At 53.4% G+C, this 13,052-nt stretch carries 10 protein-coding genes; 6 read left to right on the top strand and 4 right to left on the bottom strand.

Annotated features, from left to right (window positions below):
- Nucleotides 1–25: 25 nt before the first annotated feature.
- Nucleotides 26–841 (bottom strand): aminotransferase class IV family protein, encoded by an 816-nt coding sequence (locus tag J7J49_RS00460; protein WP_215089312.1) that lies wholly within the window; start codon nt 839–841, stop codon nt 26–28.
- A gap of 79 nt (nt 842–920) precedes the next feature.
- On the opposite strand from J7J49_RS00460, the gene J7J49_RS00455 reads away from it, so the two are divergent.
- Nucleotides 921–1,274, top strand: coding sequence for a MerR family transcriptional regulator (locus J7J49_RS00455; RefSeq protein WP_064234576.1), 354 nt, complete (start codon nt 921–923; stop codon nt 1,272–1,274).
- 33 nt (nt 1,275–1,307) lie between these two features.
- Here the strand turns inward: J7J49_RS00455 and J7J49_RS00450 are convergent, their stop codons facing one another.
- Nucleotides 1,308–2,096 (bottom strand): helix-turn-helix transcriptional regulator, encoded by a 789-nt coding sequence (locus J7J49_RS00450; protein WP_215089310.1) that lies wholly within the window; start codon nt 2,094–2,096, stop codon nt 1,308–1,310.
- A 93-nt stretch (nt 2,097–2,189) separates the two neighbouring features.
- On the opposite strand from J7J49_RS00450, the gene J7J49_RS00445 reads away from it, so the two are divergent.
- Nucleotides 2,190–3,770, top strand: coding sequence for an MFS transporter (locus J7J49_RS00445; protein ID WP_215089307.1), 1,581 nt, complete (start codon nt 2,190–2,192; stop codon nt 3,768–3,770).
- 222 nt (nt 3,771–3,992) lie between these two features.
- Here the strand turns inward: J7J49_RS00445 and J7J49_RS00440 are convergent, their stop codons facing one another.
- Nucleotides 3,993–4,559, bottom strand: coding sequence for a manganese efflux pump MntP (locus J7J49_RS00440; RefSeq protein ID WP_215089305.1), 567 nt, complete (start codon nt 4,557–4,559; stop codon nt 3,993–3,995).
- A 475-nt stretch (nt 4,560–5,034) separates the two neighbouring features.
- On the opposite strand from J7J49_RS00440, the gene J7J49_RS00435 reads away from it, so the two are divergent.
- The gene (locus J7J49_RS00435) at nt 5,035–6,369 is read left to right on the top strand and encodes a sensor domain-containing diguanylate cyclase (protein ID WP_215089303.1); all 1,335 of its coding nucleotides are present in this window, start codon (nt 5,035–5,037) and stop codon (nt 6,367–6,369) included.
- Nucleotides 6,370–6,437: 68 nt separating this feature from the next.
- Here J7J49_RS00435 and J7J49_RS00430 read toward each other — a convergent pair whose 3' ends face one another.
- Nucleotides 6,438–7,394: an AraC family transcriptional regulator gene (locus tag J7J49_RS00430; protein ID WP_215089301.1), complete on the bottom strand. Its 957-nt coding sequence runs from the start codon at nt 7,392–7,394 to the stop codon at nt 6,438–6,440.
- 449 nt (nt 7,395–7,843) lie between these two features.
- Between J7J49_RS00430 and J7J49_RS00425 the strand changes: the two genes are divergently transcribed.
- The 3 genes from J7J49_RS00425 to J7J49_RS00415 all read left to right on the top strand — a co-directional run bounded on the left by J7J49_RS00425 (nt 7,844) and on the right by J7J49_RS00415 (nt 13,049).
- Nucleotides 7,844–9,025, top strand: a complete 1,182-nt coding sequence (locus tag J7J49_RS00425; RefSeq protein WP_215089300.1) for an efflux RND transporter periplasmic adaptor subunit — start codon at nt 7,844–7,846, stop codon at nt 9,023–9,025.
- 6 nt (nt 9,026–9,031) lie between these two features.
- Nucleotides 9,032–12,235 carry an efflux RND transporter permease subunit gene (locus J7J49_RS00420; RefSeq protein ID WP_215089298.1) on the top strand — a complete coding sequence of 1,068 codons (3,204 nt, stop codon included), beginning with the start codon at nt 9,032–9,034 and terminating at the stop codon, nt 12,233–12,235.
- Between the two features lie 346 nt (nt 12,236–12,581).
- A complete protein-coding gene (locus tag J7J49_RS00415; RefSeq protein WP_215089296.1) occupies nt 12,582–13,049 on the top strand; it encodes an Lrp/AsnC family transcriptional regulator in 468 nt (155 codons plus the stop codon).
- The last annotated feature ends 3 nt before the right edge of the window (nt 13,050–13,052 follow it).

Raw genomic sequence — 13,052 nt, 5'->3', positions numbered from 1 at the left:
TCTAAAAAACAGTCAGCGTAGGCACCTACAATACACTGATGGGTTCAGCCTGGTAGGCTTTATGAAGCAAGCTGATCAATGGTGTTGCTTCTGCAAAAGCAGTGGTAGCAATGGCAGTGACTGCGATGCCGGGTGTCCATGAATTCATCACCGCGGCGCCGGACAGTTCCGAAAGACGCTCAATGGTGATCTCCTCATGGCGCTGGGCAATACCGAGGCGGTTCAGTTGGCGTTGAACGATACCCATCATAGTGCCCTGCAACATCAATGCCTTTGGCCAGATAACCGTCTCACCTTCCCAGAAGGCAAGGTTCCAGATGGTTGCCTCGCTTAATCGCCCGTGGCGATCGACAAACGCAGCGTCATCGAAGCCCTGGCGTAGAGCTTGATGAAGATAGTAGGTTTTACCCGCCTCACCAACGTGCTTGATAAAAGCCAGAGGCCGCTCGTGGTCTACCCTACTCAGCCTCAACGGCCCTTTGGGGCCATTAACCGGTGCGCTGCTACGAATGAGCACGTCTGGTTCTGCATCCATGCTGGCTGCAATGAATTCACCATGGCGAGAGAAGAGGGTGACCATCAATGAATGGTCTTTCGGACCTTCAGTTATGGCTGTTTTGATGTAGGAAACGAGTTGTTCCTCAGGGAGCATCCTTCCAAAAAACTCTTTTGACGCTTTCTGCAGGCGGGCAAGATGAAGATCTAGTCCTTTGACCTTACTATCTCGTACCTGCATGGCCGTGAAATGGGCAAACCCTGCAAAAGCCAGGGGGATCAGCTCTGAAAGAGTGGCTGGCAGCCCATTAATATGGGCCTGAAAATTGCAGGCGTTATTGGACATAACAGTGACTCCTGGTTGAACTTGCAGTAAGGAGTCACTACCCTAAACCCTTACAGTACTGTAAGGGTCAATAGAGCGAATGAAAATAGGTGAACTGGCTAAACGCACCGGAGTGAGCATCCGCATGCTGCGCTACTATGAAACGGAAGGTTTGCTTAAGCCAAAGCGCACCACCAATGGGTATCGTCATTACGCGCAGAGCGAGGTTCGAACTGTCGAACGGATCAAGCTGCTCGGTTCAGCAGGCATGACTCTGGCAACTATCAAGCAATTCCTACCATGTGTGAGGGGGGAGGGCCCCGTCTTCGAACCCTGTGACGAACTACGCAATGTGTTGTGTGATCAAATTAAGTTTGCCGACCAGAAAGCAGCGAAACTGGCTCAAAGTCGTGCCATTTTGGAAAGTTTCCTGTTCGATATAGAACGGCAGTGAAGTAGTGCTTTGGAAAGGGGGCATGGGATTGCTTTAGCTGTCGAAGTAGACAATCATTTTTAGATGGCGGTGCTCATCGACGATTAGCGTCTCATGGGTGTAGGTATGATGCGCGCCATCTGTATCAAAGAGGTTGCTAATTCCTCTATTGTATCCCTCCATATTTGAAGCTTCCCACCAGCGACGGAAATCAGGTGATAATTGACTAAGCTCGTCGATCAGCGTTTGCATGATCGGGTCTTCAGGGGCGACCGCTAAGTCACAACGAAACTGCGCCAACATATGCGAGGCATCCTGTTGCCAGTCAGGGAGTCGCTGTCGCAGGTCAGGAGCGGTAAACACCATCCTTAATAGATTACGTTCAGGCGCTTCTCGGCTGCTGAACTGGAGTAGTTCATCAGCCTGCGTATTCCAGCCAATAACATCCCAGCGCAGGTTCATGACGTAGCTAGGGCGAGAGAGGTCATCCATCAGCGACTGTATCCGGGGAGATGTGCTCTGCTCTTGATGCGCTTCTGCTGGTGGCGCTCGGCGGTGTGCCAACAGGAAAAGATGACAGCACTCGGCGTCATCCAGTTTTAGGGCACGAGAGATATTGAGCAGAAAGCGTTCGGAGACCTTAATGTCACGGCCCTGCTCAAACCACGTGTACCAAGTCAGTCCTACCCCGGCAAGCGCCGCAACCTCTTCTCGTCTTAACCCTGGTGTACGCCTTCGCCCACTGGTGGGAAGCCCGACGTCAGCGGGTGTTAGTTTGCGACGATGCCGCAGCATGAACTCGGTAAGATCACTCTGTGTTCGCTCAAGCCTTTGATTCGCCATACTATTACCTTTGGTAATAGGATAATTAGCTATATTGTAACCCTATATAGAGTGTCTGAGAATGCCTACTTCTATGATGAAGTCGGAGGCAGCATGTCATTCAAATGTGATGTTCACACCCCTTTTTATACGGATACAGGCGGGCGGCCCTATAACAAAGCAGGCATTAAAGAGTGGGCGGGGCTTGCGGTACTGGCACTGCCCACTATGTTGCTTGGTTTCGACGTCACTATTCTCTACCTTGCGCTTCCTGCCCTGGCGATAGAGCTACAGCCGAGCAGTACTCAGGTACTGTGGATTATGGACGTCTATGGCTTCATGATTTCTGGTTTCCTGATCACTATGGGCACACTCGGGGATAGGGTTGGCCGACGTCGGCTACTGATGATTGGCGCCTTTGCGTTTGCGGTCGCGTCAGTGTTTGCAGCTTATGCACCCAATGCCGAGTGGCTCATTGTGGCGCGGGCAGCACTGGGTATTGCTGGAGCAACCCTGATGCCTTCTACGCTGGCCCTGATTAGCAATATGTTTTTTGATCTGCGCCAGCGCGCACTGGCGATCGGTATATGGGCAACCATGTTCGCACTGGGTATGGCGTTGGGCCCGATGGTCGGTGGGTTGCTGTTAGCTCCCTTTTGGTGGGGAGCTGCTTTCCTAATTGCCGTACCCATCGTCATTATACTTTTGTTAACTGCCCCCTTACTGCTGCCTGAGTACCGTAACCCACAGGCTGGTCGTCTAGATCTTTTGAGTGTCCTATTGCTGCTAATAGCAATTTTGCCAAGTATCTATGGCATTAAAGAATTTTCCAAAGCCGGTGTAACGCCAGTGGTGTTGGTCACTCTTGCGCTAGGAGTCGTAGGAACACTGCTCTTTGTACGTCGCCAAAAGCAGCTTCCCGATCCTCTGCTTGATCTCCAACTGTTTGCCAGTAAAACCTTTACTGCTGCCCTCTTTATACTCCTGATAGGGCTGATGGGCGTGGCGGGAATGATGCTCTTAGTTACCCAATATCTTCAGCTAGTCGCAGGTTACACGCCGTTGTTTGCCGGGCTGTTGATGGGGCCTCCGGCACTAATGATGGTGTTTGCCGGGATACTTGCTCCTCTCTTTGCACGTCGAATTCGGCCAGCGTTTGTTATTGCTGCGGCGCTTATTATTTCAAGCATCGGTTGCGGTTTACTGGCTCAAGTAGACCCGCACGCCGTTCAAGTACTCCAGGTCGTCGTGGGGTTTTCACTGGTTTACCTCGGGCTGGGCACCATCGCCGCGCTTGGCACAGACTTGGTGGTAGGGGCTGCTCCTACGGAAAAAGCAGGGTCTGCATCGTCGATGTCCGAGATGGTTCAAGAGTTGGGAGTGGCACTAGGCGTAGCACTTATCGGCAGCATGGCAACCCTGTTGTATCGCGTGCAGATTGCCAGTGTGATTCCTGTTGGGGTGCCAGACGATATCTCACGTGCCCTCGGAGAAAGTTTGTGGGCAACAACGTCAGTTTCTGAGCGGCTTCCCTACGGGATGCTTGAGCAAGCACAGGCTGCATTTACGCAAGGTATGAATATGGCAGCCACAGTAAGTGGCATCACTATCTTGGCGCTCGCGTTGATATCAGCCGTCACTCTACGACATGTGAAAGCCGTTGGAGAAGAGAGTGATTGCGATGCCCGTGGGTAAGTGAGAGCTAGGCGCTGCTCTATCTAAACCGCATTAAACTAATAATTAAACAGGGGGGGAACGGGGCATGAGCCTGTCTAACACAGGAGATTGCTGTTGATAGCAGCTAAAAAATTTATAGAGAACTAGAACAATTTAGCATTTAGTAAATATAAATAACAGCTCAATCGCTTAAGGGGAAGGACTCCCAGGCTCTAAAGAGATTATGGCTATAAATGACGGTTAAGCATTGAAAAACCCCGTATGCTCCGCCAAAACCGCTAAGCCGATCCCGATTAACACAACACCACCAATAAGCTCCGCCCAATGGCCGACAAACTTACCGAGTCTATGGCCCAGCAGGGTGCCGATAGAGGCCATTACCGTCGTGGCGAGGCCGATGGCTAGACTGGTGGCGATAATACTGGCATCGATAAAGGCAAGGCTAGCACCAACGGCCATGGCATCCAGGCTGGTGGCCGTTGCCGTGAGTACCAGTAACCAGAGTGTTTGTTGTCGATGCTCTATGTTGTCTTCTTTTTTAAGCCCGGCGTAAATCATATGCAGGCCAATGACAGAAAGCAGGGTAAAGGCCACCCAGTGATCCCAGGCTTGCACATACTGCTGCGATGCCTTTCCCGCTACCCAGCCAAGAACGGGGGTAATTGCCTCGATAACGCCGAATACCAAGCCAATGCCAATAGCGTGGCGGAACCGGGGTTTGGTTAGCTCTGCGCCTTTACTGATAGAAGCGGCAAAGGCATCCGCTGACATGGAAACAGCCAGGAATATTAAGGCGATGGGGGTCATAAAGTGTGAATTCTCTGGTTGAAAAGTACCCTGCACACAAAACCGAAAGCATGCTGCTAGATAACATGCCTGAGTTTATTGGTCGGGTATTCAATAAAGCTGAATCCTACCATGCTTTAATGATTTAACAAGTAGCGAGATTAAAAATAAAGTTTATGGTAGGGAACAAATATAGCCTTAGCTAACAATTTGTGTGTATGCTGATTTTTTTGGATTTTTTTAAAACTTTATATATTTTATAGCGCTTTAAAGTTTGTATTTTTTTGTCTTTTATTTTATTGGTTAGTATTTTTTTAATAAAGTTTAATTATTTATATGTTTAAAGGGAGTTGCGTGCTGATCGGTTGATATCAACAATGCGACGGAAGCTATATTTCGCCATCCAGAACTCGTGTTAGAGTGCCAGCACGTTGGGTTGGTGCTCATTTGATTATTTCAGCCATTATTGGTTTTAGCTTAATAAGAAGAGTTTGATATGCGATTAGCGGCGTTCATTCGGGCTGACATTGAGCCAATCCTTCGGGACTGGGAATCGTTTGCCAAGACCCTCTTTCATGCCAAATATATGGACAAAGCAGGGCTGCGAGATCACGCCAAGCAGATGCTGTTGGAGATTGCCGCCGATCTTGACTCACAGCAAAGTGAGGCTAACCATGATGCCAAGTCAAAAGGGCCCGCTCCTGAGGGGGAAGAAGAATCCTGGGCTGAAATACACGGAGAAGACCGACAGCACAGTGGTTTTAGCGTTATTGAAACGGTTTCCGAATTTAGGGCTCTGCGTGCCAGCGTGGTGTCGCATTGGCGTAAAACATTTTCAGTGCTTGCTGGCGAACAGCTTGATGATCTCACCCGCTTCCACGAAGCGATAGATCAGGCGGTTGCCGAGTCGCTAGAGCAGTATGTGGCTGAAAAAGAGATGGAGACCCGCCTGTTTGGCGCTGTTCTAAGTGCTTCACCTGACCCTATTTATGTGCTTGATCTCAAGGGCCGGTTTATATATGTCAATGAGGCCACTGCTGAGCTGTTCGCAATGACGTCTGAGTCTATCATTGGCAAGTCTACGTTTGACCTTGGTTTTTCGTTCGCTTCAGATTTTCAGCTTAACTTGGATGAGGTCATTGCTGGACAATCAACCTATCGCGGCAAGTTTTCCCACACCTTTGCTTCCGGTCAGGGTGAACGGTTCGAGTATTTGCTCGCGCCTGTGCTTGACGAGCAGCATAACTATGAAGCGACAGTCTGTATTTCACGCGATATCACTGAGCAAGCGCTAGCCGAAGAGAAAATATGGAATAACGCTCACTATGACTATCTGACCGGACTACCGAATCGGCGCTTGTTTCTGGATCGCTTGGGGCAGGAAATCAAACATGCAAAGCGACGTAGTCGACCGCTGGCACTTCTGTTCATGGATCTTGACGGCTTTAAAGACGTGAACGATTCCCTTGGCCATGAAGCGGGTGACCGTATCCTCTCAGATGTGTCGAATCGGCTTGCTGATTGTGTGCGGGCAACCGATACGGTTGCCCGGCTAGGTGGGGATGAGTTTACCGTGATGATTACTGACATTAAGCAGCGCCAGGATGTTGAGCTTGTTGCTCAAACCATTATTGATGCCCTGGCGATGCCTTTTTTCATTGGGCAAAAGCGTATCCAGATTTCTGCCAGCATTGGGGCGGCATTTTACCCTGAAAACGCAGCCACACCTGATGTGTTGCTAAAAGTGGCAGACCAGGCCATGTATAAAGCTAAAAAAGCCGGTTCTAACCAGATGTGTTTTTATGAAAAGTCTGAGAAGAGTGAAGCCTAATGTGGCTAGAGCTTACCTGCACAGTGAATGTGCTTATGCCTACTTAAAGATGTCAATAATACTGCTGACTACGCAGGCAGCGCTGCTCTTCTGGAGCCCCGCAATTGGCTAACATCAGCACGAGGTGGGGCGCCAAACATGCGACTATATTCGCGGCTGAAATGCGAAGGGCTTTCGTAACCGACTCGGTAGCTGGCGGTGGCCGCTTCCAGCCCCTCGGCCAGCATTAGCCGCCGGGCCTCATGCAGGCGTAGTTTTTTCTGGAACTGGAGCGGCGACATCCGAGTGACCTCGCGGAAGCTGTGGTACAGCGTCGATTCGCTCATATTGGCGGCGGCCGCTAGCTCGCGGATGCGCAGAGGCTGAGTAAAGTTCTCCTTGAGGGTATAGATGACCCGTGCAATTCGGTTAGCCTGGGAATCCGTGGCAGCGAATCGGCGCATCCGTGGCCCCAACCCTCCCATCAGCGCACGGTAGATCAGCTCTCGCCGGGCCAGCGGTGAAAGCACCTTTATATCTTCCGGAGAATCCAGCAGGCTCAGCAATCGGTAAAGCGCTTCCTGCATACGTGCATCCATGGGCGCTGAGCTAAGTCCGCAATCCATCTCGGAGCAGATGGCCTCATGACCCGCTGGCGGCGCTTTATCGCCCAGCTCCAGTATTAACCCCGCCACCTCTTGGGGATCCACCGAGACTTTGACCGCTAGGTAGGGCTGCTCAGGGGTCGCGTGGTCAATCCTACCCAGCACTGGTAGGTGAATGGCGCTTGCCATGTAACTTGGCCCGCTGTAGACGATCTCCTTGTCACCCAGTTGCACTGTCTTGCTGCCTTGAATGACAAAGCAGATGCACGGTTCATATACTGCAGAGCAGTAGCTGGTGGCGGAATCTGCACGAATCAGTTGCACTTCGGCAATCGCCGTATCCTGAAGCTCTTCCAGGGGCGTCCAGCGCCGGGCGACTCTGCTCAACTGTCGCAGCGTGTCTGACGAATGGCTAGCTTGCATGGGCAAGATATCGGTCAATGGTTCTCCTCCCTAACAGCTCGCAGTATATGCCTTCGCTGCGTAAACCGAAGGCTCTTTCAGTTGTGTTTGCAGAATCAGGCAAGCACCGCGCAGAAACCAGCAACCTGAGCCTTTTGTCACCTAACGGTCATTATGCCTCAACACCAAAACAGCGCGATATTTCAGCTTCCCGCTTTGTGAAGCCTTTCGCTGCTCACGACAGAATCAGGCAATCTTCCCGCAGGAATCCGATACCCTCTACGCTTCCGCACACCCTATGGTAGGCAACCTCTGGTAGGTGTTTCGCATTTAGCTCGATCCTGCCAGTCCGCCAGCCCTCCCTACTACAACAAAAATCACTGTCGATTCTGGCGCTACTCAAACGACTAGAAGCTGACCGCTAACGCGGTACGCAATAGATCACCAACGCGGCTATCGATCTCCGATAGCCATTGGAGCAAGTCATCATGGGAAGTTTGAATCAAAGTGCTCGCTCAACGAGTTGTCGGGGGATCATCCCGTTGCTGCTGATAATGGCCTTGCTGATGGGATGTGAAGCCAAGAGCGAGGAGGCAGCGGCTGCTCCGCCACCGCCGCCAGAAGTAGAAGTGGTGAATATCGCTGCGCAACCGATAGTGTTGAGTGAGTCTTTCACCGGGCGGGTAGAGGCTGCAGAAACGGTTGAGTTAAGACCTAGAGTTAGCGGCTATATCGAGGAAGTGGCGTTCGAGGAGGGCGAGCTGGTGGAGGAGGGGGATCTCTTGTTCCAGATCGACCCTCGCCCCTATCAGGCGCGTGTCGGCGCGGCCCAGGCTGAGCTTGCCCAAGCCAGAAGTCAGAGTGTCCAGGCGGCTAGTGAAGCCGAGCGGGCTCGGGTATTGCTGGGGCGCCAGGCCATTTCCCAGGAAGTACACGACCAGCGTCAAGCGGCCCTAAGCAGTGCCCGCGCGATGGTAAATGCCGCCGAAGCAGCGCTGGAGACTGCAGAGCTTGACCTTGCCTATACCCGTATCACTGCGCCCGTCAGTGGCCGCGCCGGTCGGGCCATGGTGACCCGAGGCAATCTGGCTAACGCTGACCAAAGCCTGCTGACCACTCTTGTCACTATCGACCCTATCCACGTCTACTTCGAAGCGGACGAGCAGGCCGCCTTTGCCAGCCACGCACTGATGGTGGACGGCGAGAGCAGCCTGAAGATTGAGCTGGGCGGCGATCAACAGCGCCAATACACGGGCACGCTGGACTTTATTGACAACCGTTTGAACCCCGGTACGGGCACTCTGCAGTTCCGGGCGCTGCTGGCCAATGCTGATGGTCGTATACGGCCGGGGGAGTTTGCCCGAGTTGAGGTACCGATAGCCCGTTTGGAGCAGGCGCTGCTGGTGGATCGCAAGGCGATCCTGACCGATCAGGATCGTCGTTACGTCTATGTTATTGATGATGACAACCGTGCAGAGCGTCGCCAAGTGGCCACCGGCCGTCAGATGGGCGAACAGATGGTGATTACCGAAGGGCTTAGCCCCGGTGACCGGGTGATCGTCAACGGGGTGCAAAAAGTGTTCTTCCCCGGTATGCAGGTGAGCCCGCAAAGCGTAGCTACTGCGTCGGTTGAAGATGCCCAGCCCACCCTTGCGGCCAGGGAGGAGTAGAGCACCATGAATTTCTCCCGTTTCTTTGTCGACCGACCGATCTTTGCGGCGGTGCTGTCGATTATTATCCTGGCGATTGGGCTGATCTCCATTCCCAACCTGCCAATCAGCGAGTACCCAGACGTGGTGCCCCCCTCGGTGGTGGTGCGCACGGTCTACCCGGGTGCCAACCCGAAGGAGATTGCCGAAACCGTGGCGACGCCGCTGGAGGAAGCTATCAATGGCGTCGAGGACTTGATGTACTTCAAGTCCGTCGCTGGCTCTGATGGCGTACTGCAGATGACCGTCACCTTCCGCCCGGGAACCGATGCCGAAGAGGCCGCCGTGCGGGTGCAGAACCGTGTTAGCCAGGCCGAGGCGCGGTTGCCGGAAGCCGTGCGCCGCCAGGGCGTCACCACCCAGAAACAGTCGCCTACGTTTCTGATGGTGGTTCATCTAACCTCGCCTGGGGGCGAATACGACACTCTTTATTTGCGTAACTACGTGCGGCTGCATGTTAGGGATCGCCTGGCCCGGCTCGAAGGGGTAGGCGACGCCCAGATTTTCGGCGGCGGCGACTATGCCATGCGCGCCTGGCTGGATCCGGATCGCGTCGCTGCGCGTGATTTGACCGCCAGCGACGTGGTGGCGGCCATGCGCGAGCAGAATGTTCAGGTCTCTGCCGGGCAGTTGGGCGCCGAGCCTATTGAATCGAGTGATTTCCTGACCCTGATCAACGCCCGCGGGCGGTTGGAGACGACCGAGGAATTTGGCGATATCGTGCTCAAGCGCGGTGACAGTGGTGACATCCTCAGGCTATCCGACGTGGCCCGGCTGGAGATGGGCGCCGGAGACTATACCCTGCGCTCACAGCTGGACGGCAATAATGCGGTGGCCATCGGTATCTTCCAGGCGCCGGGCGCCAATGCGCTGGCGATCCGTGAGCAGGTAGTGGCCACCATGGATGAATTGTCTGAACAGTTCCCGGAAGGCGTCGAGTATGAGGCGGTCTACGACACCACCATTTTTGTCAGCGATTCGATCAAGGCGGTGGTAAAAACCCTGCTGGAAGCCGTGCTGCTGGTGGTGTTGGTGGTCACCCTGTTCCTGCAAACCTGGCGCGCCTCGATTATTCCGCTGCTGGCGGTGCCGGTGTCGGTGATCGGTACCTTTGGGGCGCTCTATTTGCTCGGCTACTCCATCAACACGCTGACCCTGTTTGGGCTGGTGCTGGCCATCGGCATTGTGGTGGACGACGCCATCGTGGTGGTAGAGAACGTCGAGCGTAATATCAGCGAAGGGCTCAATCCTCAGGCAGCGGCGCACCAGGCCATGAAAGAAGTTTCTGGCCCGATCATCGCTATCGGCCTAGTGCTGTGTGCGGTGTTTATCCCCATGGCGTTCTTGTCCGGGGTGACCGGGCAGTTTTACCGTCAGTTTGCGGTGACGATTGCCATCTCTACGGTGATCTCCACGATTAATTCCCTGACCCTATCGCCCGCGCTGGCGGCGATGTTGCTCAAACCCCATGACGCGCCCAAGGATCGACTTACCCGCATTATTGACGGGCTATTCGGCTGGTTGTTTCGGCCCTTCAACCGCTTCTTTAACGCCAGTGCCAACAAGTACCAGGGCGGCGTTGCGCGCTCCCTAAAACGCCGGGGCACGGTATTTGTGGTTTATGCGTTGTTGTTAGCGGGAACGGGTGTGATGTTCAAGGTGGTGCCGCCCGGTTTTATCCCGGTGCAGGACAAGCTGTACCTGATTGCGGGCGTTATCCTGCCGGAAGGTGCCTCCCTGGAGCGAACCGACCAGATGCTCCAGGACGTAGTGGATATCGCCATGGAGACCGAAGGCGTCGAGCACGCGATTGCCTTTCCCGGACTCAACGCCTTGCAGTTCACCAATACTTCCAATACGGGAGTGGTGTTTCTCACCCTCAGCCCCTTTGGCGAACGCAGCCTGACCGCCGCGGAGATAAACGCCAGGATCAACCAGGGCATCGGCGGGCTGAAGGAGGGCTTTGCGTTTGCCTTTATGCCGCCGCCGATTCTGGGCCTCGGTAATGGCTCAGGCTATCAGCTGTTTATCGAGGATCGCGGCAATCTTGGCTACGGGGCGTTGCAGCAGGCAGTCAATCAGCTCCAGGGTGCCATTGCCCAGACGCCAGGGATGGGCTTCCCGATCAGCAGCTATCAGTCCAACGTGCCGCAGCTGGATGCAGAGGTGGATCGGTTGAGGGCCAAAGCCCAGGGAGTGCCGCTAACCGAGCTGTTCGACACCCTACAGACCTATCTTGGCTCAACCTACGTCAATGACTTCAACCGCTTCGGCCGCACCTGGCAGGTGATCGCCCAGGCGGACGCCCCTTACCGGGCCAGCGTGGAAGATATCGCTCGGCTACGCACCCGTAATGACCAAGGAGAAATGGTGCCAATCGGCACCATGGTGAATATCACCCAAACCTTCGGCCCCGACCCGGTATTGCGCTACAACGGCTACCCGGCGGCGGACTTGGCCGGGGAGGCGGATCCTCGTGTGCTTTCTTCTGCCCAGGCCATGGATGCCATCAACGCATTGGCGTTGGACGTTCTGCCGCCGGGCATGGCGTTCGAGTGGACTGACTTGAGCTACCAGCAGTCCACCCAGGGTAATGCTGCGCTGGTGGTCTTCCCGCTGTCGATTCTGCTGGTGTTTCTGGTGCTGGCGGCCCTCTACGAAAGCTGGACGCTGCCTTTGGCGGTGATCCTGATTGTGCCCATGTGCATGCTCTCGGCGCTGATTGGCGTCTGGTTTGGCGGTGGCGACAACAATATCTTTGTGCAGGTGGGGCTGGTGGTGCTGATTGGCTTGGCGTGCAAGAACGCCATCCTTATCGTGGAGTTTGCCCGCGAGCTGGAACTGCAGGGCAAAAGTATTGTAGAGGCCGCTCTGGAAGCCTGCCGACTGCGGCTGCGCCCGATCATCATGACCTCAATTACCTTCACCGCCGCTGTGCTACCGCTGGTGATCGCCACCGGCGCGGGTGCCGAAGTGCGGGCGGCGCTGGGCACAGCGGTGTTTGCGGGCATGATCGGGGTTACCCTGTTTGGGCTATTTCTCACCCCGGTGTTCTACGTGGCGCTGCGCAAGCTCTCCGGCTCTCGGCCGCTTGTTAGCCATCACAGCGCCATCTTGGGCACTGATATGGGCGTTGATCAGGGTGAGTTGCCTGAAGGTAATCATGGCTAATAAAATTTAGTTTTTCTGTCGAAATCCACTGCGCTACTTTTGCTATCAAGCATCAGCTGGGCAGTGGTTTGCCGCCTACCCGTTTAAATATATACCTGACGGCGGATTGGATGAGTAAACCGTAAGTTCTAGTGCTAATTCTTATACATGTTTTAATACGTTTTTTACTTCAATCATCCGTTTTGGTGCGTACGATTGATTATGCGCTTTATTATAGTGCGTTTTAATGGTTTTAACGCGGGGTGAAGAAAAGAGTTCTGCGGCATGAAAATTTATTTCACTGATCCCTTGATAAAACGCTATTTTTAGAAAAAAATACTCAAAAAAATCATCAAGGGGAAATAAATTGCTTATTGATCGTTTTGATTTAAAAATTCTTGAACAGCTTCAGCGCGATGATACTCTTTCTATAGCACAGCTTGCAGAGGGGGTTGGACTCTCTGTTACGCCATGCTGGCGGCGAATACAAAGACTGGAAAAAGAAGGCATCATTGAAAAAAGAATTGCCGTACTGAACCCTGAAAAACTGGATCTTAGTCTCACCGTGTTTGTGATGGTTAAAACAGATAAACATAACCAAGCGTGGCTTAATGCGTTTCAAGAAACCGTTAAGGATTTTCCTGAAATCGTAGAAGTAAATCGTTTGGCAGGTGAATATGATTACTTACTCAAGGTGATTACGCGCAATAACCAGTCTTATGACGCCTTTTATAAAAGGCTTATTGCGAGAATAGAGCTTAGTAATGTCACATCGTGCTTCTCAATGGAACAAGTCAAGAAAACCACCGAGCTCCCCCTCGGCGATCTCTCATGAATG

Origin of the sequence: Halomonas sp. ISL-56, assembly GCF_018612805.1 — a bacterium.
Lineage (GTDB): Bacteria > Pseudomonadota > Gammaproteobacteria > Pseudomonadales > Halomonadaceae > Vreelandella.
This window is presented reverse-complemented; position numbering and strand designations above follow the sequence as displayed.

Bases quoted from the DNA above. Each gene is read 5' to 3' on its own strand.
- J7J49_RS00460 (WP_215089312.1), bottom strand. From the start codon at position 841: ATGTCCAATAACGCCTGCAATTTTCAGGCCCATATTAATGGGCTGCCA.
- J7J49_RS00455 (WP_064234576.1), top strand. From the start codon at position 921: ATGAAAATAGGTGAACTGGCTAAACGCACCGGAGTGAGCATCCGCATG.
- J7J49_RS00450 (WP_215089310.1), bottom strand. From the start codon at position 2,096: ATGGCGAATCAAAGGCTTGAGCGAACACAGAGTGATCTTACCGAGTTC.
- J7J49_RS00445 (WP_215089307.1), top strand. From the start codon at position 2,190: ATGTCATTCAAATGTGATGTTCACACCCCTTTTTATACGGATACAGGC.
- J7J49_RS00440 (WP_215089305.1), bottom strand. From the start codon at position 4,559: ATGACCCCCATCGCCTTAATATTCCTGGCTGTTTCCATGTCAGCGGAT.
- J7J49_RS00435 (WP_215089303.1), top strand. From the start codon at position 5,035: ATGCGATTAGCGGCGTTCATTCGGGCTGACATTGAGCCAATCCTTCGG.
- J7J49_RS00425 (WP_215089300.1), top strand. From the start codon at position 7,844: ATGGGAAGTTTGAATCAAAGTGCTCGCTCAACGAGTTGTCGGGGGATC.
- J7J49_RS00420 (WP_215089298.1), top strand. From the start codon at position 9,032: ATGAATTTCTCCCGTTTCTTTGTCGACCGACCGATCTTTGCGGCGGTG.